Below are 25,618 nucleotides of genomic sequence, written 5' to 3'. Positions count from 1 at the left end.
CCCTCTCCGGCCCCGTTGCCACGGGCCGACGCTGGCACGATGAACGATCACCTGCTCGTCCGCGCCGAGGAGCGCGGATTCATCACCCGGCCCGAGATCCTCGGCGCCGGCTACGACGACCGGGACGTCCGGGAGGCGATCCGCGTCGGTCTGCTCACCCGCATCGGCGCGGGCCTGTACGCCCTCAGCACCGCGTACGGACCGCTGCAGACGGAGGAGAAGCTCGCTGTCCGCAGCCGTGCGGTCCTCAAGCGCCACCAGGGCACCGTCGCCCTGACCCACCAGTCCGCGGCGGTGATCCACGGCCTGCCCCTGTGGGACGCCCCGCTCGACGAGGTGCACGTGACCCGGCTCGACACCGGGCGCGGGCGGCACGAGGCCGGCGTCCAGCACCATGTCGGCTCGATCGGGGACGGCGACGTGGTCGAGGTCGACGGCGTCCTCGTCTCCTCCCCGGATCGGTGCATCTGGGAGCTGGCCTGCGCCCTGCCGGTCGAGTCGGCGCTCGTGACGGTCGACGCGGCACTGCACCGAGGGCTGGTGACGCCGGAGTCCCTCCTCGAGACGGCCGGCCCGTTCCGGACGTGGCGTGGGTCCCGCGCGGGGCGGCTGACGCTCAGCCTCGCGGACGCCCGTTCTGAGTCCCCTGGCGAGTCCCGCAGCCGTTACCTGTTCTGGCGGTACGACCTGCCGACGCCCGACCTGCAGTTCCGGGTCGTCGACCGGGCCGGCGGGCTCGTGGCGCGTGCCGACTTCGCGTGGGAGCTGTACCGGCACCTGGCTGAGTTCGACGGCCGGATCAAGTTCGACGGCACGTTCGAGCCGGAGGGCTTCGAGTCCGTCTTCGCCGAGAAGCGACGAGAGGACCGGGTCCGCGCGCAGGGCTGGGGCATGACGCGACTGGTCTGGGCACACCTGTCCGCGCAGAACGCCCGCGCGACGGCCCTGCGCGTGCGCGCCGATCTGGAGCGCTCGCGCTCGATCTACGGGCGCTCGGTCATCGCCTGACAGAAAACCGGCACGTCACCCCTGTCGTACCAAGGGTGACGTGCCGGTTTTCTGGGTTCTCCTGGGAATCCGGAGGGGTCAGGGGTCAGAGCTTGGTGCCGGCGCTGCGGAGCGCGGCGCAGGCCTCGGCGACGCGGGTGGCCATGCCGGCCTCGGCGGCCTTGCCCCAGGCGCGCGGGTCGTACGCCTTCTTGTTGCCGACCTCGCCGTCGACCTTCAGGACGCCGTCGTAGTTGCTCATCATGTGACCGGCGACGGGACGCGTGAACGCATACTGCGTGTCGGTGTCGACGTTCATCTTGACGACGCCGTAGTCCACCGCCGCCGAGATCTCCTCGGGCAGGGAGCCCGATCCGCCGTGGAAGACGAGGTCGAACGGCGAGTCCTTGCCGTACTTGGAGGCGACGGCCTCCTGAGCGGCCTTCAGGATCTCGGGGCGCAGGGTGACGTTGCCGGGCTTGTAGACGCCGTGGACGTTGCCGAACGTCAGGGCGGTCAGGTAGCGGCCGTTCTCGCCGAGGCCGAGTGCCTCCGCGGTGGCCAGCGCGTCCTCGGGCGTCGTGTAGAGGTGCTCGCCCATGCCGCCCTCGACGCCGTCCTCCTCGCCACCCACGATGCCGATCTCGACCTCGAGGATGATGTTGGCCGCGGCGCAGGCGGCCAGCAGCTCCTGCGCGATCTCGAGGTTCTCGTCCAGCGGCACGGCCGAGCCGTCCCACATGTGCGACTGGAAGTAGGGCAGGCCACCGGACTTGACCCGCTCGGCCGAGGCCGCGACGAGGGGACGGACGAAGCCGTCGAGCTTGTCCTTGGGGCAGTGGTCGGTGTGCAGCGCGACGTTCACGGGGTACTTCTTCGCGACCTCCTGGGCGAAGGCGGCGAAGCCCAGCGAGCCGGAGACCATGTCCTTGACGGTGGGGCCGGAGAAGTACTCCGCGCCACCGGTCGACACCTGGATGATCCCGTCGCTCTCGGCCTCGGCGAACCCGGCGAGGGCGGCGTTCAGCGTCTGCGAGGACGAGACGTTGATGGCCGGGTAGGCGAAGGACTCGGCCTTGGCCTTGTCGAGCATCGCGGCGTAGACCTCGGGTGTGGCGACGGGCATGAAGGACTCCTGAAGGACGACGAGCGGATGGCTGTCAGTATTCCACCCCGATTCGCCCTCGCGAGTGGGGGCGGTGGTTGGTGTCAGCCACCGAGATCCCGCCGCGCCCCCCGCTCACGGTCGGGGCGCCGCCAAGGCCTTGACGGCGGCACGGGCCGCGACCTGGATCGGGCTCCAGACCGACGAGAACGGCGGGGCGTACGCGAGGTCGAGCATGACGACCTCGTCGACGGTCATGCCGGCCGCCAGCGCGGTCGCCGCCACGTCGATCCGCAGGGCGGAGCTCTCCGAGCCGACGATCTGCGCGCCGAGGAGGCGCCGCGTGGCGCGGTCGGCGACCATGAGGACCGTCATCATCCCCGGGTCGGGCATGTAGCCGGCGGCGTTGGTCGTCTCGATCGTGACGACGACGAGATCGAAGCCGGCGTCGCGAGCCTGCTGCTCCCCGAGGCCGACACGCGAGATCTCGAGCGAGCAGAACTTCGTGATCGCGGTCTGCACGACGCCCGGGAACGCCAGGTGCGGCTCCTCGCCCAGCAGGTCGGCGACGATGCTGTCGGCGGCGACCATGCCCTGCTTGTTGGCGTGCGTGCCCAGCGGCAGGTGCACCAGCTCGCCCGTCACCCGGTCGAGGGTCGCGACGCAGTCCCCGGCCGCCCAGATGTCCGGGAAGCCGTCGACGCGTTGGTGCTCGTCGACGACGATCCCGCCCTTGGGTCCGGTGGGCAGGCCCGCGTCGGCCGCCAGGCCCGACCGTGCCGTCACGCCGAGACCCAGCACGACGAGGTCCGCGGGAAAGGTCTCGTGCTCGGTCTGGACCGCCGCGACCCGACCCGAGTCGTCGAGCGCGAACCCGGTGACCGCCGCACCCGTCTGCAGGTGGATGCCGTGCGCACGCATCCCGTCCGCGATCTGCTCGCCCAGCGGGGCCTCGACGATCGGCAGCGGGTGCGCACCGCGCTCCACGACGGTCGTCGCGAACCCGCGCTCCACGCAGGCCTCGGCGATCTCCAGGCCGATGTAACCGCTGCCGACCACGACGACCCGGCTCGGGCCCTGCGCCAGCGCGTCGATGAGCACCTGGCCGTCGTCGAGGGACTGCACCCCGTGGATGCCGTGGCCGTCGATCCCGGGCAGGTCGGGCCGCACGGGCTCAGCCCCTGTCGCCAGCACCAGCCGGTCGTACCTCACCGGGTCGCCGTCGCGCACCGACACGGTTCGCGCCTGCGGGTCGATCGCGACCGCCTCGACCCCGAGGCGCAGGTCGATGCCGTGCTTCAGGTGCTCCTCGGGCGTACGCGCCACGAGCGCGTCGGCCGACCGCACCTCGCCGGAGATCCAGTACGGGATGCCGCACGCCGAGTACGACGTCCACCCGCCGCGCTCGAGGACGACGACCTCGTCGTCCTCGCCCAGCCGACGACGCAGCGCCGCGGCGACCGTCATCCCTGCCGCGTCGCCGCCGATGATGACCACTCGATTGCCCATGGGTGCGAGCCTACGGTCGGTCCGTCACCGCTGCGCGGGCTCAGACGCTTTCGGCGATCTTGATGCCGATCACGATGGACACGAACACCACCACGATCCCCACGGCGGGCCAGATCGCGCGCATCGTGCCGCGACCGGCCGCTCGGCGCGCACCGCCGAACGCCAGGACACACGCTGCGGCGAACCCGCTGTAGGTGACGACGTACGCGAGCGTCGTGCGGGAGGTCCGGCACGACTCGAAGCACGTGGTCGCCTGGAACCACAGGGAGATGAGCACGCCGAGGGCCAGCGCCGCCACGAACACCCCGAACCCCAGGTTCGTGAGCCGGCCGTCCAGGGAGTGCTGGTCGGGCTTGCCGGGCACGGGCGTGCGACTGCTGCGCTTGATCACGGCCTCACCCTCGCACCGACGGCCCGAGGTGACAACCTGACGCTCAGAGCTCCGCGTGCTGCCGGATCCAGGTGTGCATCGCGATCGCGGCCGCGGCGCCCGCGTTGATCGACCGGGTGGACCCGAACTGCGCGATCGAGAGCGTGCGCTGGCAGGCCGCGCGGGCCTCGTCGGAGAGGCCGGGCCCCTCCTGGCCGAAGACCAGGACGCACTCGCGCGGCAGCTCGGCGGTCTCGATCGGCACCGAGTCCTCGACGTTGTCGATGCCGATCACGGTCAGGCCCGCGTCCGCACTCCAGGCGGCGAGCTCCTCGACGGTGGCGTGGTGACGCACGTGCTGGTAGCGGTCCGTCACCATCGCGCCGCGCCGGTTCCACCGTCGGCGGCCGACGATGTGCACCTCGGCGACCGCGAACGCGTTCGCGGTCCGGACGATCGACCCGATGTTGAAGTCGTGCTGCCAGTTCTCGATCGCGACGTGGAACGGGTGCCGGTGCTGGTCGAGATCGGCGACGATCGCGTCGAGCGTCCAGTAGCGATAGCGGTCCACGACATTGCGCCGGTCGCCGTCGCGCAGCAGCTCGGGATCGAAGTGGTCCCCGGCCGGCCACTCCCCCTCCCAGGGCCCGACGCCGACGGACTCGGCCACCGAATCGGTGACGAGCTCGCTCATGCGGAGGTGCCGAACTCCTCGCGGTACCCGCGGATCGCGTCGAGATGCTCGGCATGACGACCGGTCTCCTCGACGTACTCGATGATCTGGTCGAACGAGATGATCGAGATCACCGGCACGCCGAAGTCGCGCTCGACCTCCTGGATCGCCGAGAGCTCGCCGCGCCCGCGCTCCTGCCGGTCGACGGCGACGACGATGCCGGCGACCGACGCGTCGACCGAGTCCACGATCTGCATGACCTCACGGATCGCCGTGCCGGCCGTGATGACGTCGTCGACGACGAGGACCCGGCCAGCCAGTGGCGAGCCGACGATGAGGCCGCCCTCGCCGTGGTCCTTGGCCTCCTTGCGGTTGAAGCACCACGGGACGTCCCGGTCGTGGACGGCCGACAGCTGGACGGCGGCCGCCGAGGCGATCGGGATGCCCTTGTAGGCGGGGCCCATCAGCACGTCGAACTCGACGCCGCTGTCGACGATCGCGTCGGCGTAGAAGCGTCCGAGTCCGGCCAGCCGCGCGCCGGTGTTGAACAGACCCGCGTTGAAGAAGTACGGCGAGGTCCGGCCCGACTTGAGCGTGAACTCGCCGAAGCGCAGCACGCCGTGGTCGAGGGCGAGCTCGATGAAGGAGCGTTGGTAGTCCTGCATGCCCGTCAGTCCGCCTTGATCTTCGTGGGGGTCTTGGTGTCCCCGGGGGTCTTGCTGTTGGCCTTGGTCTTCTTGACGGTCTTGACGATGTCGGCGACCACCACGCTGCGGTTGCGGGTGTGGAACAGCTCGGAGCAGGTCAGCATCGTCAGCACGGGCTTGGTCTGGACGTCACCGCGACCATCCGGGTCCGGGACGTCCCACAACGGCCACGACGTCGTGAAGTCGACCGTGACGGACGTGCCGGCGTTGCGCAGACGGTACGTGTAGATGGCCGTCCGGGTCTCCACGACGACCTTGTCGCCGGCCTTGAGCTTGGGGAACTTCGCGAACGGCTCTCCGTGCGTGACGCGGTGGCCGGCGATGACGAAGTTGCCGATCTGTCCGGGCTTGCCCGACTTGGGGTCCCAGCCGACACCCCGCTCGAGGGCTCCGCCGTCGGTGCCCTTGACGATCGGGACCTCGAAGTCGTTGCCGAACCGCTTGACCCTCAGCAGCCCGATCGCGTCGCTGTCGATGCCTTTGCCCCAGTCGATCTTGAGCGTCTGCTTGATCTGCGCCTGCTCGCGCTTGGCGACGATGTTGGTGCCGAAGTACTGCCACGCGAACCACCCCAGGACGGCCAGTCCGGCGAGGATGAGGGCGACCCCGAAGGCGGTGACGGCGCGGCCCCACGCTCCGCGCCGGGGACGCGGCGGCAAGTGGGCTGCAGTCATGACAGTGATTGTGTCACCCGCGCGGCGGACTGCATGACCACACCGGGGACGACACCGCCCAAGAAGGGGATGAGAAAGTGACCCTTTTGGCCCGGCGGGCACCCCCGTCGCGTAGTATGGATGTTGCAGGGTCGATGTGCCTCACCGCCGTTGGCGCCTGTTGTCGGCCCACCGTTTCACCCCCCGAGAACGGTGGGCCGACTTATGTCCTCTGCAGGTCGTCCGCGGTCCGGAAGGACCGCGTGAACAGCAGCACGACCGGCACCAGGACGAGCGGGATGACGAACGCCCAGCGCAGGTGATCGGCCGACGCAGCCGCTCCGATGAGTCCGCCGCCGAGGATCGCCCCCAGGTAGTTCGCGATGTTCATCCGCGCGATCGCGACGTCGACCGACGCGGCCGGCACGGCTCCGGCCAGGGCCGCGAACGCGAGCGGCGCCAGGACCGCGAGCCCGAGACCGACCACGAAGAAGCCGGCGATCGCCATCGCCGGTGCGGCGGCAGCGACGACCGTCACGAGCCCCACGATCCCGGTGGCCGTGCCGATGCCCACCACCGCGGGCGCGCCGATGCGTCGCACCAGCAGGTCGCCGCCGAACCGGGAGACCAGGGCGCCCGCCTGGTACGCCCCGTACGCGAGCGGGGCCACGGACTTCGTCGCGTCCAGCGCGTCCTCGAGGTAGACGCTGCTCCACGTCAGGATGCCGGTGTCCGAGGAGTAGAAGAGCAGGATCACGAGGCCGAAGACCAGCACCGGCCGCCACGGCAGGTCGAGTCCCTTCGCGGACAACCCCGGGTCGCGTTCCTGCGCCCGGAAGAACCGTGGCGCGGCGGCCAGCGCCACCAGCCAGGTGACGACCGCGACGACGACGAGCGAGGCCACGAAGGGCACGTCGACCTCCGCGACGCCCGCGGCGTACAACGCGCCGAGGATCCCGCCGACGGACCACATCCCGTGGAAGCTGGCCATGATGCTCGAGCCGTACGCGGCCTGCACGCGTACGCCCTGCATGTTCATGCCCGCGTCGACCGCACCGACACCCAGCCCGTAGACGACGAACGCGGCCACCACGAGCGGCAGGGTCGGGGCCAGCCCGATCAGCAGGGCGCCCAGGCCGATCGTGAGGAGCGCGAGCCGGAACGCGGTCGCGCTGGTCCGGCGCTCGGCGATCATCCCGGCGACCACGCTGCCGACTCCCGACACGACCGCGACCAGCACGAGGATGCCGGTCAGCCCACCGTCGCCGATGTCGAAGCGGTCCTTGATGCGCGGCGCCTGGGTCACGATCGAGGCGAAGACGAGTCCCTGCAGGAAGAAGCCGGCAGCGACCGCGACGCGCGTACGTCTCAGATCCGTCACCTGCGTCATCGTAGGGGCGCAACGGTCCCCTCGGGGACCGATCCGTACGCGGGACGACCCGAGGATGCGCGCGTCCCGCACTAGGCTCAGGCGATGAAGACCTCCAGCTCCCGGATCGCGGGTCTCGGCACCACGATCTTCGCCGAGATGAGCGCCCTCGCCGCGCGCACCGGCGCGGTCAACCTCGGACAGGGGTTCCCCGACACGGACGGGCCCGACGACGTCGTCGACCGAGCGGTGCAGGCGCTGCGCGGCGGCAGGAACCAGTACGCGCCGGGGACGGGCGTGCCCGAGCTGCGGTCCGCGATCGCCGCGCACCAGCAGCGCTTCTACGGGCTGGCGGTCGATCCCGACACCGAGGTCGCCGTCACGACAGGGGCGACCGAGGCCGTCGCGGCGGCGCTGCTCGGGCTGGTCGACCCGGGCGACGAGGTGATCGCGCTGGAGCCCTACTACGACTCGTACGTCGCGGTCCTCCAGATGTCCGGCGCCGTCCGGCGGCCCGTGACGCTCCGCGCGCCCGACTTCCGGCTGCCGATCGACGAGCTGCGTGCCGCCGTCACCCCGCGCACCACGGCCATCTTGCTCAACACCCCGCACAACCCGACCGGCTCGGTGCTGCGCCGCGACGAGCTGGAGGCGGTCGCGGCGATCGCGATCGAGCACGACCTCGTCGTGATCACCGACGAGGTCTACGAGCACCTGACCTTCGACGGTCTGCCCCACATCCCGATCGCGACGCTGCCGGGCATGGCCGAGCGGACGCTCACGATCTCCAGCGCCGGCAAGACGTTCTCGTTCACGGGGTGGAAGATCGGCTGGGCCACCGGGCCCGCACCCCTCGTGCGGGCGATGCTCGGCGCGAAGCAGTTCCTCACCTACACGTCCGGCTCGCCCCTGCAGCCGGCGATCGCGCACGCGCTCGGCGCGGACGACGCCTACTTCACCGACCTCTCCACCCGCCTGCAGTCGCAGCGTGACCTGCTGTCCGACGGGCTGCGCCAGGTCGGCTTCGAGGTGTTCGTCCCGGAGGGGACGTACTTCGTCACCACCGACATCCGCCCGCTCGGCTTCGAGGACGGCCTGGACTTCTGCCGTCGCCTGCCCGACCGCGTCGGGGTCGCGGCGATCCCCCACCAGGTGTTCTACGACCCGGCGACCCCTGCGGACGGTCCCGACAACCCCGGCCGACCGCTGGTCCGGTGGGCGTTCTGCAAGCGGCCCGAGGTCCTGCGCGAGGCGGTCGACCGCCTCGGTGCCCTGGTCCCGCGCGCCTAGGAGAACCGCCCGATCGTCAGCACCTCGGGCTCGGCCGGCGCGCAGCAGCCGCCGCCGTCCGAGGCCACGGCACCGAAGTCCCCGGCCCCGCCGCACACGCCGGTCTCGGGCAGGGTGAGCTCGACGGCGGCAGCCGCCGCGTGGTCGCCGGCCAGGTGGGCCGCGACCGAGCGGGTCTGCTCGAAACCGGTCATGGCCAGGAACGACGTCGCCCGGCCGTAGGACTTCATGCCGACGATGAACAGGTCGGCCTCGGGGTGCGACAGCAGGTCGACGCCGTGCGGCTGGACCGTCCCGCACGAGTGGAACCGCGGGTCGATGTGCATGGCCAGGTCCCGCGGAGCGCCGAGCACGGGGTCCAGGTCGGTGCGCACCTCTGCGAGGAGGCTCGGGTCGGCACGGAAGCCGGTCAGGGCGACGACCTCGTCCACGCCGTCGACGGTCCTGCCGTCCGCGGACTCCAGACGCAGCGTCCCGTCCTCGCCGGCGGAGACCGCGACGGTGTGGAACCCGGTCACGGTCTCGACTGCGCCGGCCTCGACCGCCCGGCGCGCGTTGCTGCCGAGCGCGCCGCGCTGCGCCAGCTCGTCGGCGTCCTCACCACCGAACGCCGGGGCGACGCTCCCGCGCCGGATCAGCCACGTGACGGTGGTCCCGGTGTCCGCCAGGCCGTGCAGGCCCACCAGTGCGGACTTCGCCGAGGCGCCCGTGCCGGCCACCGCGACGTGCTTGCCGGCGTACCTGGCGCGCGTGGCCGGATCGTCCAGATCGGGGATCCGGTACGAGATCAGGTCGCCGAGGCCCTGCTCGCCGGTCGCGCTGACGCCGTCACTGCCGAGGGGGTTGGTGCCGTGCCACGTCCCGGAGGCGTCGATCACCGCTCGGGCGAGGATGCGCCGTGCGCCGTCCGCCGTCTCGGCGTGCACGACGAACGGGGCGCTCTCGCGATCGGCATCGATGAGCAGGTCCCGCCCGGAGCGGGTCACGGCGGTGACGCGATGGCCGTACGCCACCCGCCCGAGCGCTGCGGCGAGCGGGCGGAGGTAGTCGACGACCCAGTCGGCACCGGTCGGGTACGCGTCGGCGTCCGGCGCCGTCCAGCCCGTCGACTCCAGGACGGCCCGCGCGCGGGGGTCCACGAGCTCGGACCACGGCGAGAACAGCCGCACGTGACCCCACTCGGACACCGCGGTGCCGGCGTCCTCACCGGCCTCGACGACGAGGAAGTCCACGCCGTACGCCTCCAGGCTGGCGGCGGCGGCCAGCCCGATGGGGCCGGCTCCGATCACGACGACGGGCAGTGCAGCGTTCTGGTTCATGGCGTTCCTTCCTGGGGGTCGAGCGAGGCGATGAGCGACTCGACCCGGGCGCGGATCTCGTCGCGGACGCGACGCACGACGGTGATGTCCTGGCCTGCGGGATCCTCGAGGACCCAGTCCTCGTACCGCTTGCCGGGGAAGTAGGGGCACTCGTCGCCGCATCCCATCGTGACGACGACGTCGGAGGCCTGGACGGCGTCCGTGGTGAGGACCTTCGGCTGGGCGCCGGCGATGTCGATGCCGACCTCGGCCATCGCCTCGACCGCGACGGGGTTGACCGCGTTGCCGGGCTGCGAGCCGGCCGAGAGCACCTCGATCGCGTCGCCGGCCAGGTGGGACAGGAAGCCCGCTGCCATCTGGGAGCGGCCGGCGTTGTGCACGCACACGAACAGGACGGTGGGAGTCGTCATCGGACGGACCTCTCGACGGGGTGGAAGCGTGGGCGCATGCGCAGCGCGACGTGGACGAGCGCGACCAGGACAGGGACCTCGATCAGCGGGCCGATCACTCCGGCGAGCGCCTGGCCGGAGGTGACGCCGAACGTGCCGATCGCGACGGCGATCGCCAGCTCAAAGTTGTTGCCGGCAGCGGTGAACGCGAGCGCCGTGGTGCGCTCGTACCCCAGCCCCAGGAGCCGCCCGGAGGCCATGCCGAGCGAGAACATCGTCGCGAAGTAGATCAGCAACGGCACGGCGACGCGGACGACGTCCAGCGGATTGCTCGTGACGGCGTCCCCCTGCAGGGCGAAAAGCACGACGATCGTGAACAGCAGGCCGTACAGCGCCCACGGGCCGATCCGCGGGAGGAACCTGCCTTCGTACACCTCCCGGCCCCAGCGACGTTCGCCGAGCGTGCGGGTCAGGAAGCCTGCGAGGAGCGGGAGACCGAGGAACACCAGGACGCTCAGCGTGATCGCCCCGACGGAGAACTCCGCGCTCGTGGTGGACAGCCCGAGCCATCCGGGCAGCAGCTGCAGGTAGAACCAGCCGAGGACGCCGAAGGCCACGACCTGGAAGACGCTGTTGATTGCGACCATCACCGCTGCGGCCTCGCGGTCGCCGCACGCGAGGTCGTTCCAGATCATCACCATCGCGATGCATCGGGCCAGGCCCACGATCACCAGGCCGGTGCGGAGCTCGGGGAGGTCGGGCAGCAGCAGCCAGGCGAGGGCGAACATGAGCGCCGGACCCAGGACCCAGTTGAGGACGATCGACGCGACCATCAGGCGCCGGTCGCCGACGACCGCGCGGGTCTCGTCGTAGCGGACCTTCGCCAGGACCGGGTACATCATCACCAGGAGGCCGACGGCGATGGGCAGCGACACCGACCCGATCGTCACCGTGTCGAGCGCGTCGGCGACGCCCGGCCAGACACGGCCGAGCAGCAGGCCGGCGACCATCGCCGAGATGATCCACACCGGGAGGAACCGGTCGAGGGTCGACAGCCGGCGTACGGTCGGCTCAGAGGTTGTCGTCACGGTCATCCCATCGAAGTTCGTCGATGCCCGACCCTAGCAACCCATCGACGAATGTCAATGCGTTGGGTACGCTGGGCGCATGGCAACCTCCGGGGCAGACGGCCCGATCGACCTCAGCGCCTGCTGTGCGCCACTCGCCAGCGAGGCGATGTCCGCCGAGGACGCCGTCACGCTCTCGGCAAGGTTCAAGGCGCTCGGGGACCCCACGCGCGTACGACTGCTGTCGATGGTCGCCGCCCACGACGGCGCCGAGGCCTGCGTGTGCGACCTCACCGGGCCGGTGGGGCTCAGCCAGCCGACCGTGAGCCACCACCTCAAGATCCTCGTCGACGCCGGGCTGCTCAGCCGCACCAAGCGCGGCATCTGGAGCTACTACGCCGTCGTGCCCGGCTCGCTCGAGGACCTCGCCGCCACCCTCGTGGCCGGCGCGCCCGCACGGGTCTGACCCGCTACTCCTTCGCCTTCTTCCCCTTCGACCGGTCGCGGCCCTTCTTCCACGGCCGGGCGTCGCCCTTGTGGCTCTTCGGGGAGCCGGGGGCGGTCGGCTCCTCGGACGAGGTCAGGGTCACGTGGGGCGGCAACGCCACCGACAGGGTGATGGTGGAGCCGATGGGGATCCGGCCAGACTTGTCGATCGCCACGACGACACCGATGTTGTCGGTCTGCACGACGTTGTTGCGCCTGACCTCGAAGCCGAGCTCGTGGAGGGCCGCAGACGCCTCGGCGTACGTCGTGCCGATCACCGTCTCCGGGGAGACGCGCACCTTGCCCGAGACGACCGAGAGCGTCACCGGGTCCGCCTCCCAGCCCGGCCGGCCGCCCTCGGGCTTCTGGTCGACGACGTGCCCGGCCACCTCTCCGGGCACGTCGACGCGGTGCATGCTGACGTCCATGCCGGCCTCCCGGATCTCAGCCTTCGCCTGCGACTCCTCCATGCCGACGACATTGGGCACCGCGGGGTCGGGTGGCCACAGGCTCCTGAAGCCGAGAAAGGCCTGACTCAGCACGACGGAGCGGATCCGGCCGGCCTCGAGGGCGACCGCCGCCGCGTCGGGTGGTCGGCTCGCGGGCTCCTTGGTCGTCAGCGAGCGGATGAGCTGGTCGACCTCGACCGGCACCGTGGAGGGCGGCGTCGGGAGGTCGTCGTGAAGGTGGGCGAGTGCGGTGGCGATCTGTGAGTCCCGCCGGAACGGCGAGGTTCCGGTCAGGCACCGGTACGCGACGACGCCCAGCGCGTAGAGGTCGGACTGCGACGTCGCGGGTCGCCCCCTGGCCTGCTCGGGGCTCATGTACTCGACGGTGCCGACCATGACACCGGTGTCGGTCACCGGGTCGCTCGCGAGGGTCTGTGCGATGCCGAAGTCCACGAGCACGGCGCGGCCCGACGCCGTCAGCATGACGTTCGACGGCTTCAGGTCCCGGTGCACGACACCGACGCGGTGGGCGGCGTCGAGACCTTCGGCGACCTCCTTGATCACCGACAGCACCTGCTCGGCGGGGAGGACGCCCTGCTCACGCAGGATCTGGGACAGGCTCTGTCCCTCGATGAGCTCCATGACGATGAAGGACAGGCCTCCGTTCGCGGAGCGGTCCTCTTCGAAGTCGAACACCTGGGCGACGCCAGGGTGGTTGATGGATGCGGCGAGACTTGCTTCGCTGCGCATCCTGGAGCGGGCGACCTCGTCGGCCAGCACGCCGCCCCGCAGGATCTTGATGGCCACGACGCGCCCCAGGCGCAGGTCGGTGGCCCGGTAGACGGCTCCCATGCCGCCCGAGCCGATCACATCCCCGAGCTCATATCGCTCGTTGAGGATCTCGTTCATCAGATTTTCTCGGCGAAAGACCGAGCACCCCGCTGCCCTCGGGTGAGGGCAGCGGGGTGGCGGGTGTCAGGCGCGCGATCCGCGACGGTTGAAGATGCTCCAACCGCCCGGGCCCACGGCGCAGCCCAGGATGATCAGGATGATGCCGAGCAGGATGCTCCCGTTGAACAGCGAGATGATCCCGTAGATGACGAGAGCAACAGCGACGATCCAGAGCAGAAATCCCATGATTTTCCTTCCAATGAGGGCGCCACACGGTGCGGCACCCGGGGTGTTACGAGTGGTGGTCAGCGGGGCGGGAGCTCGTCGCGGCGGGCGCCGCGCGAGCGCTGGCCGCTGACGATGAGGCTGAGGATGATGCCCAGAGCACCAGCAGCCATGCAGATGTAGCCGACGGTCGTCAGGTCGACGCCGTCGATACGGTCCTCGACCGCGAACGCGAAAATCGCGCCGATCGCGATGAGAGCGATGGATCCACCGAAATACATGGTCGGTCCTTTCGTTAAGGCCTGCCCGAGAAGGGCAGGTCGCCACAACGGCGAAAGAACGTGTACCCGTGGTCCTGATCCTTAAACACTCCTGAGAAAGTCGACTTTTGGTAACTCTGAGTTTCCACTGCCGTGACAGCAGGAAATTCTTCGCAATTTGTCGCAGGTCCGGACGTCTCCGTCGCCCCTTCTGCCCCTCAGACGATGTTCAGCTCGGGGCGTCCGGCACCGGCCGGGAACCTCGAGGCGTGCAGCGGCGAGACGTCGACGAACGGCGTCCGCCCGAGGTGGAGGTCTCTCATGACCTCGCCGACGGCCGGCCCCATCAGGAACCCGTGCCCGGAGAAGCCCGCTGCGTACAGGAAACCCTTGACGACGTCCGACCTCCCGATCACCGCGTTGTGGTCCGGGGTCATCTCGTAGAGCCCGGCCCATCCGCTCTGGAGCCCGATGTCGGCCAGCGACGGCACGCGACGTTCCATGCACTCCGCGAGGTCCTCGAGCCAGTCCGGGTCGCGCGACTGGTCGAACCCCCACGCGTCGCTGCGCTCGGGCGCGCCCATGAGCAGGCCGCGACCCTCACCGTGGAAGTAGAACGACGACGAGAAGTCGATCGTGAACGGCGTCCCGGGATCGAGGCCCTCCACCGGCTCCGTGACGACGATCTGCCGGCGCAGCGGCTCGATCGGCAGCATCTCGCCGGCCCACGCCGCGACCTCCCTCGACCAGGCGCCGGCAGCACAGACGACCGAAGGCGTGGAGATGACACCTGCGTCCGTGCGCACCGCAGTGACTGCTGAGTCCTCGACGTCGATGCCGGTCGCCGCCGTGCCGGTGAGGATCGTGACGCCGGCGCGGCGGGCGGCGCGGGCGTACCCGAGCACCACGGCCTCGGGGGTGCAGTGCCCGTCTCGCGGGGAGTACAGCCCGCCCACGAGTCCGTCGGTCGAGATCAGCGGCGACAACCGGGCGGCCTCGGCCACGTCCACCGTGTGCGCCTCGAGACCAAGAGCTGTCATCAGGTCGGCGTTGCGCTCGAACGCGGCCAACGAGTCGTCGTCCGAGGCCAGCAGCAGGTAGCCCACCTGGTGCAGGTCGATCTCCTGGTCGAACTCGGCACCGAACCGCTCGAAGGTCTCGAGACTGTGCTGTCCAAGCCGGATGTTGATCTCGTCGGAGAACAACGCCCGCACGCCACCGGCGGCCTTGCACGTCGAGCCCTCCCCCAGAGCACCCCGCTCGAGCAGAACGACACGCTCGACGCCGGCTCGCGCCAGGTGGTACGCGGTGCTGAGCCCCATCACGCCGCCGCCGATCACCACGACGTCCGCCGCGACGGGCACCTTCATGAGACCCCCTGGTGGGCAGCAGCGGAGGCCAGAGTCTACGACGCGTGGCGGGTCACGACCACCCCGTCGAGGCGCGGACGCGCCGCCGGGGCGGCCCGGTGCGCTGGTCGCCCATCACTGCCCGGAAAGGCGACTGGCTCACCGCGCCATGCGTGTGCGGCTGGGCCGACACGTGTCTCGCCGGCCGCTGACGCGAGCCGCCGCCTAGAGAGCGTCCCCGTTGTCGTCGAATGCAGCCCTGTGTCGTTCGACTTCGTCGAGGTGATCGGCGGTCCAGGCGCGCAGGATCAAGAAGGGCTCCTCGAGCGAGCGACCCAGCGGGGTGATCCGGTACTCCACAGCAACGGGGCGTTGGTTCAGCACCCGGCGCTCGACCAGGCCGTTGCGCTCCCATCGTCGCAGCGTCTGCGCGAGGGATTTCTGAGTGATCCCGTCGAGCTCTCTCTTGAGCTCGTTGAAGCGTCGCGGCTGCTGGCACAACGCGCCCAGCAGCATCTGACCCCACTTGTCCATCAGCTGATCCAGCAGCTCGCACTGCGGGCGGGCGATGGGCTCGCGACCGACCCGCTCATCGGGGATACCAGGTTTCGTTGAAGTACCTGTCATGTACCAGGTATACCAGAGATACCTTCAATTCCAAGGATTCTCATGACCGAACAGTCCCTGCCCAGCCTTCATCTCAACCGCCAGGACGGAGTGCTCTGGGTCTCGATCGATGTTGCGCCCGTCAACCTGATGACAGCTCAGCTGTTGCTCGACCTGGACGCTGTCGCTGCATCGGCCGAGAACGATCCCGATCTGCACGTCATCGTGGTCCAGAGCGCCAATCCGGAGTTCTTCCTGGCACACGGCGACCTGTCATTCGTGGAGGACCCCGCGACGTACGCCGCCCTGCCGATCGCCGAGGAGACGCTTGTCGGAACGGGCCCGATGATGCGGCTCCACGAACGCTGGCGGCGTCTGCCTCAGACCACCATCGCCAAAGTGGCAGGACTCGCTCGTGGCGGTGGTTCCGAGCTGGCTTCCAGCCTGGATCTGCGCTTCGCGGCCCTGGAGACAGCGGCGTTCAGCCAGTTCGAGACGCTGATCGGCATCGTTCCCGGATCTGGTGCAACTGCCCACCTGCCCCGCCTGGTGGGGCGCGCTCGCGCCCTCGAGATCGTGCTGACAGGCGGGCTCGTCGACGCGGCGACTGCCGAGCGTTGGGGATGGGTGAACCGAGCTCTGCCCGCCGCAGAGCTGGACGACTATGTCGAGTGGGTCGCCATGACCATCGCGACTCTGCCCGCCGGTGTCCGCGCCGCGGCCACCGAAGCAGTCGACGCGGCAGGCGGCCCGCTCGAGGACGCACTGCGCGCGGAAGACCGCCTGCTCGGCGAGACGTTCACGCCGGCGTCCGGAGAGCTTGCTCGGGCAGCCCTCGCAGCCGGGGTTCACACGCGCGAGGTCGAGCTGAACCTCGAAGAGGTCCTGCGCGCAAACCTCGCCCGGTGACCCGAACACGCAAGGCGGAGGAAACGGTCGGGAGCGTCCGGCTGCCCGCCGTGGTGTGGCTGGTCTCGCTCGGCATCTTCCTTCTCGGTACGAGCGAGTTCATGCTCGCCGGGCTCCTGCCCCAGATGGCGGCCGACCTCGACGTCGGGTTGCCGCAGGCCGGTCTGCTCGTCTCCGCGTTCGCGCTGGGCATGGTGGTGGGAGCGCCGACGATGACCGTCGTGACCATGCGGCTCCCTCGTCGCACCACCCTGGTCGTCGCGCTGGTGGTGTTCGCGATCAGTCACGTCATTGCCGCGGTGACCTCTGACTTCCCCCTGCTGCTGGTGGTGCGGGTGACCGCTGCGTTCGCCACCGGCGCCTACTGGGCGGTGGGAGCGGTAGTAGTGACCCAGGCGGTGCCTCGCACGCATCAGGCCAAGGCGCTCGGCGTCTTGGTGGGCGGCCTGACCGTCGCGAACGTCGCGGGCGTCCCCCTGGGCTCCTATGCAGGCTCACAGCTGGGATGGCGTGGGCCGTTCTGGGCGCTCGCCGGGCTGTCGCTCGCCCTGGCCGTGGCGGTCTCTCTCCAGGTGCCCCAGCAGTCCGAGAAGACGTCGCCGTCGCTGGGCGATGAGGTGCGCGCTCTTCGCCGGCCCCGCTTGTGGGCGGTCTACGCGACGGCCGCCTTCGCCCAGGGGGCGGTCTTCGCGGCCTTCAACTACGTGTCTCCCTTGCTGACCGAGCGCAGCGGGCTACCGGAAGCAGTAGTGCCGGCGGTCCTGATCGGATTCGGGATCGGCGCGTTCGTCGGCACGGTGCTCGGTGGCCAATTCGGCGATGCCCGGCCCACGGCCACACCACTGACGGCGATCACTGTCACAGTCGCCGTTCTGGCGCTGCTGGGCTTCGGTCCCGGCACGCCTTGGCTCGTCGTCCCTCTGGTGGTCGTCCTCGGCACCAGCGCCTTCGTCGTCGCGCCTGTTCTCACGTCCCAGGCCCTGCACCTCGCCGGGCAGGCACCGACCCTCGCGTCGTCGTTGAGCGTGTCGGCGTTCAACGTCGGCAACATGATCGGGCCACTGCTCGGCGGGCTGGCGTTGTCCACGGGGTTGGGGGTGCGCGGGCCGGCGGTCGCCGGAACGGCCCTGGCGGCCGCGGCGCTCGCGATCGTCGCTGCCACCGCGCTGAGCCGGCGAGGAGCCGCTGAAGACACAGGAGCTCGCTGACCGGTACGACGTCAGTCTCACGGTCGCCCGCGAGCCGCTGCTCCGGCGATCGCGGCCTGAAGCGGTTGCCGCACAAGGTTGCGGCGGCAGTGACCCCGTCGACCTTGATCAATGTAACCATATCAGTTACATTGAATTTGCCGACGAAAGGGAATGATCTGATGACGAGCGACCTGCACTACGAAGTGAAGACCGAACGCCGCGACGGCGTCACCCGAGATCTGCCGGAAGGCGACAACGACCTACGTTGGGTGGCGAACAGCTCCACGCTGATCTGGGGCGAGCGCGACGCGGTCCTGGTCGACACCTTCACAACGGTCGAGCAAAACGAACGCCTCATTGAGTGGGTCCGCGCGCACGACAGAAACCTCGCGGCGGTGTATCTCACGCACGGTCACGGTGACCACGCGTTCGGCATCGGGGCGTTGCGCGCTGCGTTCCCGGATGCTCGCATCCTGGCCACGGAGGGAACGATCGCCGAATTGCGCGTCCAGGCGGAGCCTGCGTACCTCGCCGGGTTCTGGGAAAAACTGTTCCCTGGCCAGATTCCTCCGGTCGAGTTCCCGGAAGCCCTGGACAGCGATCGCTTCGACCTCGAGGGTAACGAGCTGAGGGTGATCGAGGCGGGCCACACCGACGTAGAGGGAAGTACCTGCCTGTGGGTGCCCGGCCTCGGCTTGATCGTTGGCGGCGACGTGGTCTACAACGCCACGTATGCCTACCTTGTCGAGACGACCCCGGAGACTCGGCAGAACTGGATCACCGCGTTGCCACGGCTGAAGGAGCTCCACCCGCGGTTCGTGGTCAGCGGACACAAGCAGCCGCAGAACGGCGATTCCCCGGCCGATATCGACGCGACCATCACGTATCTTCGGGACGTGGACGAGATAGCAGGGACCTCGGCAGATGCCCTCGACTTCTACCGGCAGCTGCTCGTCAAGCAGCCGGGACGAACGAACGTCGGTTCAGCGTGGGGCGCGGCGAAACTCATCAAAGGGGCGCCGACCGCCGGACAGATCGCGTGAGCGCGAACTCCCGATTGACACTCGCAATCCACTCGCTGGAATGGATCGAGCTCCACGCCCGACAAGGCAAGGGCCCGGCGACGTCAGACGGCATCGCGGGCAGCGCGAAGACGAACCCCGTGGTCATCCGTAGGCTGCTGAGTCGACTCAGGGATGCAGGACTGGTCGTGTCACGGCGCGGTGCGAACGCTGGTTGGGCGCTCACCCGCCCCGCCGAGGACATCACCGTTGCCGACGTGCGGCGCGCCCTCGATGACGGGCCGTTGTTCGGCTTGCACTCCTCGCCACCGTCCGAGAACTGCCCGATCGGCCGCAGCATCAGGCCCACTCTCACCGAGGTCTACCGCGAAGCAGAGCGCGCAGCCGACGAACAGCTGGCCACAGTCACACTCGCGGCATCTTTGGATGCGACGCTCGCGGCGTCCAACTACACCGTGGCAAACCCCGCTACGCCCTGACCATCGGACCGTCAACAAGCGGCGATGCCTGTGCTGCCGGCACCATGCCCCCCGGCGAGAACGCGAACAGATCTACCGCTGAGCGCGGGCGATCGAGCCGCCTTCATATCCCCGGCGGCTCGAAAGCTGCGAGAGGGGTGCCCACTGTCAGGGGGCAGAGATCCCTCCGCCCCCTGGCGGTGCGAGTGCAACGGTCCCGCCGTGTTCACCTTGAGCTCGGACGGCTGACCCTTGAAGCAACGGGCCTACGCGGCCGCGGCGTTGAGCGCCGCGCGGACATCGCCGGCGAAGCCCTTGACGGTGAACTCGTCAGGGAGCTGGTCGATGAAGACGAGGTCCGAGATGGAGCTCCCGACCCGCAGCGGCAGGATGTGCTGGTACGCCTCTGAGGCGTACCACCCCTCCGCCGCGTCACGATCGGGGAACTCCATGAGGACGACGGCGCCGTCCCAGCTGCCCTCCTTGACGACGTCCGGCGCCCCCTGAGCGAGCCAGCGGCCGCCGAAGGGAACGACGGTTGCCTCGACCTGCTCGAGGTAAGTCAGCCCCTGCTCGTTCGGAACGCCACCGGGGATGCGGAGGTGGTTGATGAGATATGTCGACATGGGTCAACCCTTCTTTTAGATGTTGTTCGTAATCTAACTGCCTTATTCCTCAGGTTCAAGTTGGATGATGGGTGTAATCTGAACATCGAAAGGACGGTTCACATGGCCAAGTCATCTCGTAGTGAGACTGCAAAGCACCGGCGAGAGATCATCGGTGCCGCCTCGCGGCTCCTTCGGGAGCAAGGGGACTCGGCGATCAGCGTTCAGAAGGTGATGGGCGAGGTCGGATTGACGCACGGCGGCTTCTACAAGCACTTCTCGTCGAAGGATGAGCTGATGAACCTCGCCGCAGAGGAAGCCTTCTCCGAGCTCATCGGCGTCATGCAGGATGTCCTGGAATCGTCGACGAACAAGAATGACGCCTGGGACAACCTCGTCCGGGCCTATCTCTCACGCGAGCACCGCGAGGACCGGGCGGGGGGATGTGCGAACACAGCTCTGGCCACGGAGTCGGCCCGCGCCGGCGACGGAAGCGCGATCCGCAACGCCTACATCCACGGGCTCGCCCAGACTCTGGAGGCGCTCAAGCCGTTCCAGGACGAAGCAAGCACGGCAGAATCGGAGCAGGAACGACTCCAGTCCCTGCTCATCCTCGTCGGAGCGCTCACCTTGTCCAGAGCCACCGCCGGAACAGAACTCTCAGACCGCGTGTCTTCCGCAGCGAAGGCACTGCTGCTCGGCTCGTAGACCCTCCCTGAGAGCGCACGTCGACCGGCATGTCGCGTGGCTGGAGCAAGGACTCGCAGCGCGATCCACAGGCTCCACGTGCCGAATGACGCGTGACGCCCTCGCGGAGGACGGACTATCGGAGTGACGGCAGAACGAGTGTCTGCGCCAAGTGGGGTCTTGTCCCGAATGAGTGCGCATTGTGTGCGCACAAACCTCTGCCGGCTACAGCCCGCCGGCGCAGCAGAAGAAAGTGCAGGTCACGGACCTGCGGTGGAGCCGCCTGTCGGAATCGAACCGACGACCTTTTCATTACGAGTGAAACGCTCTACCGACTGAGCTAAGGCGGCCATGGTCCGCCGGGGATCGCCCGCCGAACCAAGAGGAGAGTCTACCTGTTGGTCGTGGCAGTCGTGCACCACCCCGCCCCCCGTAGAATCTGACCCGTGACCGACACGACGCAGGCAGAGCTCGACGAGATCCGCGCGAGCATCGACAACATCGACGCCGCCCTCATCCACGTGCTGGCCGAGCGGTTCAAGTACACCAAGCGCGTCGGTCGTCTGAAGGCCGAGCACGACCTCCCGCCGTCCGATCCGGCCCGCGAGGAGCGTCAGATCGCGCGGCTGCGGACCCTGGCGATCGACGCCGACCTGGACCCCGCGTTCGCCGAGAAGTTCCTCAACTTCATCATCGCGGAGGTCATCCGCCACCACGAGAGCGCGCGCACCTAGGACCCGGTCCGGTCAGGACTCCTTGCAGACCGTGCCGTCCTTGGGCGGCGTGCCCTTGACGAGGTACGTGTCGACAGCCTCGACGATGCACCGGTTGCCCGACACGTACGCCGTGTGACCGTCGCCCTCGCGCGTCAGCAGCACGCCGGAGTCGAGCTGCGAGGCCAGCGCCTGGGCGGACTCGTAGGGCGTGGCGGGGTCGCGGGTCGTGCCGACCACGAGGATCGGCGGAGCGCCCTTCGCGTCGATGTCCGGCAGCGGGTTGGCCGCCTTGATCGGCCAGTCGCTGCAGCCCAGTGCGCCCCAGCCGAGCGCGGACCCGAAGACCGGTGACGCCTTCTCGAAGCGCGGCAGCTGGGCCTTCGTCTCCGCGACCGACAGGCCCTTGCCGCCCGCATCGAGACAGTTCACGGCGTAGATGACCTGGCCGCCGTTGGTGGCGTAGGAACCGTCCTGCTGGCGGTCGAAGTAGGTGTCGGACAGGATCATCAGGACCGAGCCGTCGCCCGCGAACGCCGCGCGCAGCGCCTGGGTGAGGTAGGTCCAGGTCTCCTGGTCGTACAGCGTGACCGCGACGCCGTAGAACGCATTGCCCTCGGTGAGCTGGCGGCCGTCACGGAGCTTGAGCGGGTTCTCGTCGAGCTGCTTCAACAGGTCGGCGATCTTGGCCATGCCGGCCTCGGCGTCGTCGCCGATCGGGCAGTCGGACTTCTTCACGCAGTCCTTCGCGTACGCCTCGAGGGCGCGCTGGAAGCCGGTGGTCTGGGCGAAGCTGCTCTCGACCGCGTCGAGGGTGGGGTCGACCGCACCGTCGAGGACCATGCGGCCGACGGTGTCGGGAAACAGCTCGGCGTAGACAGCGCCGAGCTGGGTGCCGTAGGACGCGCCGAACCAGTCGAGCTTGCTGCGGCCGAGCAGCGCCCGGACGACGTCCATGTCGCGGGCCACCTCGACAGTCGAGACGTGCGCCGCGAGGGGTCCGGAGTTCTTCAGGCAGGCCGCGCCCATGGTCTCCGAGCTCTCGCGGAGCGCCGTGACCTCGGCGTCGTCGTCGGGGTCGGGATCGGTCGCGACGAACGCGTCGAACTGCGTGGGCGGCAGGCACTTCAGCGGCGAGCTCTCACCCACGCCGCGGGGGTCGACGCCCACGATGTCGTACATGTCGCGGACGTTGGGCCCGAACTCGCTGACCATGCGGTCGGAGAAGTCGATCGCCGAGCCGCCCGGGCCGCCGGGGTTGACGAACAGGGAGCGCTTGGCGTTCTTGCCCGGATGCACCTTGACCCGGATGCGGGTCGTGTCGCCGTCGGGCTTGGCGTAGTCGATCGGCACCGTGACCCACGCGCAGCGGGCTCCGTCGCACGAGGTCCAGTCGACCTTCTGGTCGTAGAACCGCTCGAGGCCCTGGGGCGCCGGCGCGTCGACCGGCTTCGGGGCGGAGAACGTGGAGTCGTCCCGGGTGGCGATCGCGGCGTAGACCGCGATGCCGACCAGGAGGGCGAGGACGATCGTGACCACGAGGGTCGTACGCGCACGGGTCACCGGCGAAGTCCCATCATCATGCGTTCGAGGGCGAGGAGCGGGGCGGCGTTGGCGGTCAACGACTCCCTGCACTCGACGATGGCATCGATGGCGCCGATCGTCGACTCGGGCGTCCACACGCGGGCCATCTCGGCGACGTCGTCGGCGACGTCGGCGTTGACCAGGGCGATGCCGGTCGCGCACTGCACGGTCAGGACGTCGCGGCAGAACGAGAGCAGGTCGAGCAGCACGCCGTCGATGCCGTCCCGGGTGAGGCGGGTGCGGCGACGCTTCTGGTCCTTCTCCAGCGTCGAGACGGCACCGGCGAACCCTGCAGGCCGGCGACCGCGCTCCTCCACTCCCCAGGCCTGGCGCAGGTCGGCGAGCTCGCGCTCGTCGGCGGTGTCGCAGAAGTCAGCCGCCCGTGCGGTCGCCTCGTCGCTGATGCGCTGCGCCGCCGTCATGCAGTCGCCGAGGCCGTGGATCGAGACCGGGATCGACAAGATCGCGCGACGCCGCTCGCGGGCCGCGGTGTCGCGGGCCAGACCACGGGCCCGGCCGATGTGTCCCTGCGAGGCCGCGGCGACGGCCTGCGCCATCCCCGGCTCGATGCCGTCGCGCTCGACCAGCAACCGGGCGATCGCCGCCGTGCCGGGGGTGCGGAGCACGACCGACCGCGAGCGGGACCGCAACGTGATCATGACGTCCTCGGCCGACGGGGCGCAGAGCATCCAGACGGTGTGCTTGGACGGCTCCTCGATCGCCTTCAGCAGCGCGGCGGCGGCCTGGTCGGTGAGCCGGTCGGCGTCCTCCACGACGAGCACCTGCCAGCGGCCGAGGGCCGGGCGCAGCGAGGACGCCCGGACGTACTCCCGGATGCCGTCGACACCGATGGTCAGGCCCTGGGTCGTGATGACCGTGATGTCGGGGTGGCTGCCGGCACGGGCGCTCGTGCACGAGTGGCAGTGACCGCACCCGCCCTGCTCGCACTGCAGCGCTGCGGCGAACGCGAGGGCGGCGTTGGACCGGCCCGAGCCCGGCGGGCCGGTGAACAGCCACGCGTGGGTCATCGAACGACCCTCACCGCCGGCGGACGCCACGGCGGAGCGCAACGTCTCGACGACGGGCTCCTGACCCACGAGATCGGTCCAGACGTCGGTCACCGTCATCGGTCGACCTGCTTCAGCCACGGCTCGACGGCCTCGCGGATCGTGCGGTGGATCTCCTCGGGCGTGCCGCCACCGGTCACCACGAGGTAGTGAGCGGGGTCGGCGGCCGCGAGGTCTAGGAAGTGCTGGCGTACCCGCTGGTGGAACTCCAGCGGCTCGGACTCCATGCGGTCCGCCCCCTCGAACCGGGCATGACCGATCGTGGGGTCGATGTCGAGCACGATCGTCAGGTGCGGGCGCAGGTTGGACGTCGCCCAGCGCGCCACGCTCTCCAGCTCGGCGAAGTCCAGGTCGCGGCCGGCACCCTGGTAGGCGAGGGTCGAGTCGACGTACCGGTCGGTGAGCACGATCGACCCGGCCGACAGCGCGGGCAGCACGACGCGGTCGACGTGCTCGGCCTTGTCGGCGGCGTAGATGAGCGCCTCGGTTCGGGGCGAGAGCTCGCCGGTGCTGTTGTCCAGGACGATGCGGCGCAAGATGGTGCCGACGTCCGTGCCCCCGGGCTCCCGCGTCAGCAGCACGTCGTGCCCGAGGCCCTCGAGCCACTGGACGAGCAGTGCGGCCTGGGTCGACTTGCCGGCGCCCTCCCCGCCTTCCAGGGCGAGGAACACCCCGGTGTCGGTGAAGAGCGGATCCATGCTGCGAGCCTAGTCGCTGGGCCTGACGGCCCGAACCTCAACCAACGGTGCCGAAGGTGGGCCCCTGGTCCTCGAACGCAGTCTGGTCCTCCGACGGCGCGTACTGGCGGTCGGCGAAGTACGCCTCGGTGTTGCGGACGTTGGCCTCGGACCGGGTGAACAGGAGGTAGCGCTTGCGCGGGCCGACCTTGCCCAGGGCGATCTCCGGCGTGCGCAGGTCGTGGTGCACGCCGCCCTTGCGAGCGAGGTGGGCGATCGCCGCCTCGCTGTAGTACGACAGGTGACCACGCAGGTAGAGATAGGTGTGCTTGGCGAAGTTGCCGCCGTCGTAGATGTTGGTCGAGCAGACCAGCAGGCCCTCGGGGGTCAGCAGGTCGAACAGCCGCTGGAACTCGGTGACCGGATCGGCGAAGTGCTCCACGACCTCGCACGCGACGATCAGGTCGAAACGCTCGTCGGTGCCGTCGAGGATGTTGATGAAGTCGGTCTCGCTGGTGAGCTCGACGACGTCACTCATGACGACCCGCTCGACCTGCGGCAGCTTGCCGATGTGCTGGTAGTCCAGGCTCCGACCCGCGCCGAAGACCATGACCTGCAGACCGTCGCGGCGCACGATGTCGACACCCATCTCGGCCATGAAGTACTCGCGGCCCCGGTGGTCCACGGTGCCGACGCGCGGCGTGAGCTTGAAGTTGTCGACCGAGTCGAACGCGGTGTAGTCGACCGTGTTGTCGAAGTTCGACAGGTAGCCGCACCGTTCGCAGACCCGGATCTCGTACGTCCGTCGCTTGCGTGGGACGGTCGTGACGTGGGTGCGGCGTGAGCCGCACACCAGGCACTGGGTGCCACCGAGGCTCTTCACCAGTCGTCGGGCGCGACGCAGTGCGCCGCGGGCGGCAGCCACCGGGTGCTGGAGGTGGCGGTCCAGGCGTCTTGTGGTCATGTTCGGACGCTAGTGCCCGATTCGGCCCAAACCGTGGA

General features: G+C 69.6%; 29 protein-coding genes and 1 tRNA gene. 9 read left to right on the top strand and 21 right to left on the bottom strand.

Annotated features, from left to right (window positions below):
- The first annotated feature begins 39 nt into the window (after positions 1-39).
- Complete coding sequence (locus C3E78_RS01725; RefSeq protein WP_108576687.1) at positions 40-1,008, top strand: type IV toxin-antitoxin system AbiEi family antitoxin domain-containing protein; 969 nt, start codon at positions 40-42, stop codon at positions 1,006-1,008.
- Between the two features lie 85 nt (positions 1,009-1,093).
- Here the strand turns inward: C3E78_RS01725 and fbaA are convergent, their stop codons facing one another.
- The 7 genes from fbaA to C3E78_RS01690 all read right to left on the bottom strand — a co-directional run bounded on the left by fbaA (position 1,094) and on the right by C3E78_RS01690 (position 7,385).
- Entirely contained in the window at positions 1,094-2,113 is a 1,020-nt protein-coding gene (fbaA, locus tag C3E78_RS01720) for a class II fructose-bisphosphate aldolase (RefSeq protein ID WP_108576686.1), read from the bottom strand.
- A gap of 114 nt (positions 2,114-2,227) precedes the next feature.
- Entirely contained in the window at positions 2,228-3,601 is a 1,374-nt protein-coding gene (locus tag C3E78_RS01715) for an FAD-dependent oxidoreductase (protein WP_108576685.1), read from the bottom strand.
- Positions 3,602-3,641: 40 nt separating this feature from the next.
- On the bottom strand, positions 3,642-3,992 hold the full coding sequence (locus tag C3E78_RS01710; RefSeq protein WP_108576684.1) for a hypothetical protein: 351 nt from the start codon (positions 3,990-3,992) through the stop codon (positions 3,642-3,644).
- Between the two features lie 43 nt (positions 3,993-4,035).
- Entirely contained in the window at positions 4,036-4,665 is a 630-nt protein-coding gene (locus C3E78_RS01705) for a TrmH family RNA methyltransferase (protein ID WP_108576683.1), read from the bottom strand.
- Positions 4,662-5,309, bottom strand: coding sequence for an orotate phosphoribosyltransferase (pyrE, locus tag C3E78_RS01700; protein WP_108576682.1), 648 nt, complete (start codon positions 5,307-5,309; stop codon positions 4,662-4,664). The genes C3E78_RS01705 and pyrE overlap by 4 nt, the downstream gene beginning before the upstream one ends.
- Positions 5,310-5,314: 5 nt before the next feature.
- Positions 5,315-6,025: a sortase domain-containing protein gene (locus C3E78_RS01695; RefSeq protein ID WP_135804893.1), complete on the bottom strand. Its 711-nt coding sequence runs from the start codon at positions 6,023-6,025 to the stop codon at positions 5,315-5,317.
- Between the two features lie 202 nt (positions 6,026-6,227).
- Positions 6,228-7,385, bottom strand: a complete 1,158-nt coding sequence (locus tag C3E78_RS01690) for an MFS transporter (RefSeq protein WP_159085773.1) — start codon at positions 7,383-7,385, stop codon at positions 6,228-6,230.
- Between the two features lie 93 nt (positions 7,386-7,478).
- Here C3E78_RS01690 and C3E78_RS01685 point away from each other — a divergent pair, with 93 nt between their 5' ends.
- Positions 7,479-8,663 (top strand): pyridoxal phosphate-dependent aminotransferase, encoded by a 1,185-nt coding sequence (locus C3E78_RS01685; protein WP_108576679.1) that lies wholly within the window; start codon positions 7,479-7,481, stop codon positions 8,661-8,663.
- Here the strand turns inward: C3E78_RS01685 and C3E78_RS01680 are convergent.
- The 3 genes from C3E78_RS01680 to arsB are packed head-to-tail and all read right to left on the bottom strand — an operon-like array spanning position 8,660 to position 11,465.
- Positions 8,660-9,982, bottom strand: a complete 1,323-nt coding sequence (locus tag C3E78_RS01680; protein WP_108576678.1) for an NAD(P)-binding domain-containing protein — start codon at positions 9,980-9,982, stop codon at positions 8,660-8,662. The two genes, C3E78_RS01685 and C3E78_RS01680, sit on opposite strands and share 4 nt — an antisense overlap.
- The gene (locus tag C3E78_RS01675; RefSeq protein WP_108576677.1) at positions 9,979-10,392 is read right to left on the bottom strand and encodes an arsenate reductase ArsC; all 414 of its coding nucleotides are present in this window, start codon (positions 10,390-10,392) and stop codon (positions 9,979-9,981) included. Before C3E78_RS01675 ends, C3E78_RS01680 begins: the two co-directional genes overlap by 4 nt.
- On the bottom strand, positions 10,389-11,465 hold the full coding sequence (gene arsB, locus C3E78_RS01670) for an ACR3 family arsenite efflux transporter (RefSeq protein ID WP_108576676.1): 1,077 nt from the start codon (positions 11,463-11,465) through the stop codon (positions 10,389-10,391). The genes C3E78_RS01675 and arsB overlap by 4 nt, the downstream gene beginning before the upstream one ends.
- A gap of 73 nt (positions 11,466-11,538) precedes the next feature.
- Between arsB and C3E78_RS01665 the strand changes: the two genes are divergently transcribed.
- Positions 11,539-11,904, top strand: coding sequence for an ArsR/SmtB family transcription factor (locus C3E78_RS01665; protein ID WP_108576675.1), 366 nt, complete (start codon positions 11,539-11,541; stop codon positions 11,902-11,904).
- Positions 11,905-11,908: 4 nt separating this feature from the next.
- Here the strand turns inward: C3E78_RS01665 and C3E78_RS01660 are convergent, their stop codons facing one another.
- The 5 genes from C3E78_RS01660 to C3E78_RS01645 all read right to left on the bottom strand — a co-directional run bounded on the left by C3E78_RS01660 (position 11,909) and on the right by C3E78_RS01645 (position 15,725).
- Complete coding sequence (locus tag C3E78_RS01660) at positions 11,909-13,282, bottom strand: serine/threonine protein kinase (RefSeq protein ID WP_108576674.1); 1,374 nt, start codon at positions 13,280-13,282, stop codon at positions 11,909-11,911.
- Positions 13,283-13,348: 66 nt separating this feature from the next.
- The gene (locus C3E78_RS18415; RefSeq protein ID WP_168217214.1) at positions 13,349-13,510 is read right to left on the bottom strand and encodes a GPGG-motif small membrane protein; all 162 of its coding nucleotides are present in this window, start codon (positions 13,508-13,510) and stop codon (positions 13,349-13,351) included.
- Positions 13,511-13,569: 59 nt separating this feature from the next.
- Positions 13,570-13,770: a DUF6458 family protein gene (locus C3E78_RS01655; protein WP_108576673.1), complete on the bottom strand. Its 201-nt coding sequence runs from the start codon at positions 13,768-13,770 to the stop codon at positions 13,570-13,572.
- A 197-nt stretch (positions 13,771-13,967) separates the two neighbouring features.
- The gene (locus C3E78_RS01650; RefSeq protein WP_199906902.1) at positions 13,968-15,119 is read right to left on the bottom strand and encodes an NAD(P)/FAD-dependent oxidoreductase; all 1,152 of its coding nucleotides are present in this window, start codon (positions 15,117-15,119) and stop codon (positions 13,968-13,970) included.
- Positions 15,120-15,323: 204 nt separating this feature from the next.
- On the bottom strand, positions 15,324-15,725 hold the full coding sequence (locus tag C3E78_RS01645; RefSeq protein ID WP_108576672.1) for a winged helix-turn-helix transcriptional regulator: 402 nt from the start codon (positions 15,723-15,725) through the stop codon (positions 15,324-15,326).
- Positions 15,726-15,767: 42 nt separating this feature from the next.
- Between C3E78_RS01645 and C3E78_RS01640 the strand changes: the two genes are divergently transcribed.
- The 4 genes from C3E78_RS01640 (at position 15,768) to C3E78_RS01625 (ending at position 19,304) form a co-directional block, all read left to right on the top strand.
- Positions 15,768-16,613, top strand: a complete 846-nt coding sequence (locus C3E78_RS01640; RefSeq protein ID WP_108576671.1) for an enoyl-CoA hydratase/isomerase family protein — start codon at positions 15,768-15,770, stop codon at positions 16,611-16,613.
- Complete coding sequence (locus C3E78_RS01635; RefSeq protein WP_108576670.1) at positions 16,610-17,821, top strand: Cmx/CmrA family chloramphenicol efflux MFS transporter; 1,212 nt, start codon at positions 16,610-16,612, stop codon at positions 17,819-17,821. The genes C3E78_RS01640 and C3E78_RS01635 overlap by 4 nt, the downstream gene beginning before the upstream one ends.
- Positions 17,822-17,982: 161 nt before the next feature.
- Positions 17,983-18,846 carry an MBL fold metallo-hydrolase gene (locus tag C3E78_RS01630; protein ID WP_108576669.1) on the top strand — a complete coding sequence of 288 codons (864 nt, stop codon included), beginning with the start codon at positions 17,983-17,985 and terminating at the stop codon, positions 18,844-18,846.
- Entirely contained in the window at positions 18,843-19,304 is a 462-nt protein-coding gene (locus C3E78_RS01625) for an Rrf2 family transcriptional regulator (protein WP_108576668.1), read from the top strand. The genes C3E78_RS01630 and C3E78_RS01625 overlap by 4 nt, the downstream gene beginning before the upstream one ends.
- A 245-nt stretch (positions 19,305-19,549) precedes the next feature.
- Here C3E78_RS01625 and C3E78_RS01620 read toward each other — a convergent pair whose 3' ends face one another.
- On the bottom strand, positions 19,550-19,909 hold the full coding sequence (locus C3E78_RS01620) for a DUF1330 domain-containing protein (protein WP_108576667.1): 360 nt from the start codon (positions 19,907-19,909) through the stop codon (positions 19,550-19,552).
- 102 nt (positions 19,910-20,011) lie between these two features.
- Between C3E78_RS01620 and C3E78_RS01615 the strand changes: the two genes are divergently transcribed.
- Positions 20,012-20,596: a TetR/AcrR family transcriptional regulator gene (locus C3E78_RS01615; protein WP_108576666.1), complete on the top strand. Its 585-nt coding sequence runs from the start codon at positions 20,012-20,014 to the stop codon at positions 20,594-20,596.
- Between the two features lie 253 nt (positions 20,597-20,849).
- Here the strand turns inward: C3E78_RS01615 and C3E78_RS01610 are convergent.
- Positions 20,850-20,925, bottom strand: a tRNA-Thr gene (locus tag C3E78_RS01610).
- Between the two features lie 96 nt (positions 20,926-21,021).
- On the opposite strand from C3E78_RS01610, the gene C3E78_RS01605 reads away from it, so the two are divergent.
- Positions 21,022-21,309, top strand: coding sequence for a chorismate mutase (locus C3E78_RS01605; protein ID WP_108576665.1), 288 nt, complete (start codon positions 21,022-21,024; stop codon positions 21,307-21,309).
- 12 nt (positions 21,310-21,321) lie between these two features.
- Here the strand turns inward: C3E78_RS01605 and C3E78_RS01600 are convergent, their stop codons facing one another.
- From C3E78_RS01600 to C3E78_RS01585, 4 genes are read right to left on the bottom strand one after another with little or no spacing between them, the layout of a single operon-like run.
- Positions 21,322-22,851 (bottom strand): alpha/beta hydrolase, encoded by a 1,530-nt coding sequence (locus C3E78_RS01600; protein WP_159085772.1) that lies wholly within the window; start codon positions 22,849-22,851, stop codon positions 21,322-21,324.
- Positions 22,848-23,999, bottom strand: coding sequence for a DNA polymerase III subunit delta' (locus tag C3E78_RS01595; protein ID WP_108576663.1), 1,152 nt, complete (start codon positions 23,997-23,999; stop codon positions 22,848-22,850). The genes C3E78_RS01600 and C3E78_RS01595 overlap by 4 nt, the downstream gene beginning before the upstream one ends.
- A complete protein-coding gene (tmk, locus tag C3E78_RS01590) occupies positions 23,996-24,637 on the bottom strand; it encodes a dTMP kinase (RefSeq protein WP_108576662.1) in 642 nt (213 codons plus the stop codon). The genes C3E78_RS01595 and tmk overlap by 4 nt, the downstream gene beginning before the upstream one ends.
- A gap of 37 nt (positions 24,638-24,674) precedes the next feature.
- Entirely contained in the window at positions 24,675-25,580 is a 906-nt protein-coding gene (locus C3E78_RS01585; RefSeq protein ID WP_108576661.1) for a methyltransferase domain-containing protein, read from the bottom strand.
- Positions 25,581-25,618: the final 38 nt, after the last annotated feature.

The organism is Aeromicrobium chenweiae (assembly GCF_003065605.1).
Lineage (GTDB): Bacteria > Actinomycetota > Actinomycetes > Propionibacteriales > Nocardioidaceae > Aeromicrobium > Aeromicrobium chenweiae.
Note: the sequence above shows the minus strand (reverse complement) of the source record. Positions and strands in the feature narration are given on the sequence as shown.

What these genes read in the sequence shown, in the direction of transcription:
- C3E78_RS01725 (WP_108576687.1), top strand. Translation starts at nt 40, where the DNA reads ATGAACGATCACCTGCTCGTCCGCGCCGAGGAGCGCGGATTCATCACC.
- fbaA (WP_108576686.1), bottom strand. Translation starts at nt 2,113, where the DNA reads ATGCCCGTCGCCACACCCGAGGTCTACGCCGCGATGCTCGACAAGGCC.
- C3E78_RS01715 (WP_108576685.1), bottom strand. Translation starts at nt 3,601, where the DNA reads ATGGGCAATCGAGTGGTCATCATCGGCGGCGACGCGGCAGGGATGACG.
- C3E78_RS01705 (WP_108576683.1), bottom strand. Translation starts at nt 4,665, where the DNA reads ATGAGCGAGCTCGTCACCGATTCGGTGGCCGAGTCCGTCGGCGTCGGG.
- pyrE (WP_108576682.1), bottom strand. Translation starts at nt 5,309, where the DNA reads ATGCAGGACTACCAACGCTCCTTCATCGAGCTCGCCCTCGACCACGGC.
- C3E78_RS01695 (WP_135804893.1), bottom strand. Translation starts at nt 6,025, where the DNA reads ATGACTGCAGCCCACTTGCCGCCGCGTCCCCGGCGCGGAGCGTGGGGC.
- C3E78_RS01685 (WP_108576679.1), top strand. Translation starts at nt 7,479, where the DNA reads ATGAAGACCTCCAGCTCCCGGATCGCGGGTCTCGGCACCACGATCTTC.
- C3E78_RS01680 (WP_108576678.1), bottom strand. Translation starts at nt 9,982, where the DNA reads ATGAACCAGAACGCTGCACTGCCCGTCGTCGTGATCGGAGCCGGCCCC.
- C3E78_RS01675 (WP_108576677.1), bottom strand. Translation starts at nt 10,392, where the DNA reads ATGACGACTCCCACCGTCCTGTTCGTGTGCGTGCACAACGCCGGCCGC.
- arsB (WP_108576676.1), bottom strand. Translation starts at nt 11,465, where the DNA reads ATGACCGTGACGACAACCTCTGAGCCGACCGTACGCCGGCTGTCGACC.
- C3E78_RS01665 (WP_108576675.1), top strand. Translation starts at nt 11,539, where the DNA reads ATGGCAACCTCCGGGGCAGACGGCCCGATCGACCTCAGCGCCTGCTGT.
- C3E78_RS01660 (WP_108576674.1), bottom strand. Translation starts at nt 13,282, where the DNA reads ATGAACGAGATCCTCAACGAGCGATATGAGCTCGGGGATGTGATCGGC.
- C3E78_RS18415 (WP_168217214.1), bottom strand. Translation starts at nt 13,510, where the DNA reads ATGGGATTTCTGCTCTGGATCGTCGCTGTTGCTCTCGTCATCTACGGG.
- C3E78_RS01655 (WP_108576673.1), bottom strand. Translation starts at nt 13,770, where the DNA reads ATGTATTTCGGTGGATCCATCGCTCTCATCGCGATCGGCGCGATTTTC.
- C3E78_RS01650 (WP_199906902.1), bottom strand. Translation starts at nt 15,119, where the DNA reads ATGAAGGTGCCCGTCGCGGCGGACGTCGTGGTGATCGGCGGCGGCGTG.
- C3E78_RS01645 (WP_108576672.1), bottom strand. Translation starts at nt 15,725, where the DNA reads ATGACAGGTACTTCAACGAAACCTGGTATCCCCGATGAGCGGGTCGGT.
- C3E78_RS01640 (WP_108576671.1), top strand. Translation starts at nt 15,768, where the DNA reads ATGACCGAACAGTCCCTGCCCAGCCTTCATCTCAACCGCCAGGACGGA.
- C3E78_RS01630 (WP_108576669.1), top strand. Translation starts at nt 17,983, where the DNA reads ATGACGAGCGACCTGCACTACGAAGTGAAGACCGAACGCCGCGACGGC.
- C3E78_RS01620 (WP_108576667.1), bottom strand. Translation starts at nt 19,909, where the DNA reads ATGTCGACATATCTCATCAACCACCTCCGCATCCCCGGTGGCGTTCCG.
- C3E78_RS01615 (WP_108576666.1), top strand. Translation starts at nt 20,012, where the DNA reads ATGGCCAAGTCATCTCGTAGTGAGACTGCAAAGCACCGGCGAGAGATC.
- C3E78_RS01595 (WP_108576663.1), bottom strand. Translation starts at nt 23,999, where the DNA reads ATGACGGTGACCGACGTCTGGACCGATCTCGTGGGTCAGGAGCCCGTC.
- tmk (WP_108576662.1), bottom strand. Translation starts at nt 24,637, where the DNA reads ATGGATCCGCTCTTCACCGACACCGGGGTGTTCCTCGCCCTGGAAGGC.
- C3E78_RS01585 (WP_108576661.1), bottom strand. Translation starts at nt 25,580, where the DNA reads ATGACCACAAGACGCCTGGACCGCCACCTCCAGCACCCGGTGGCTGCC.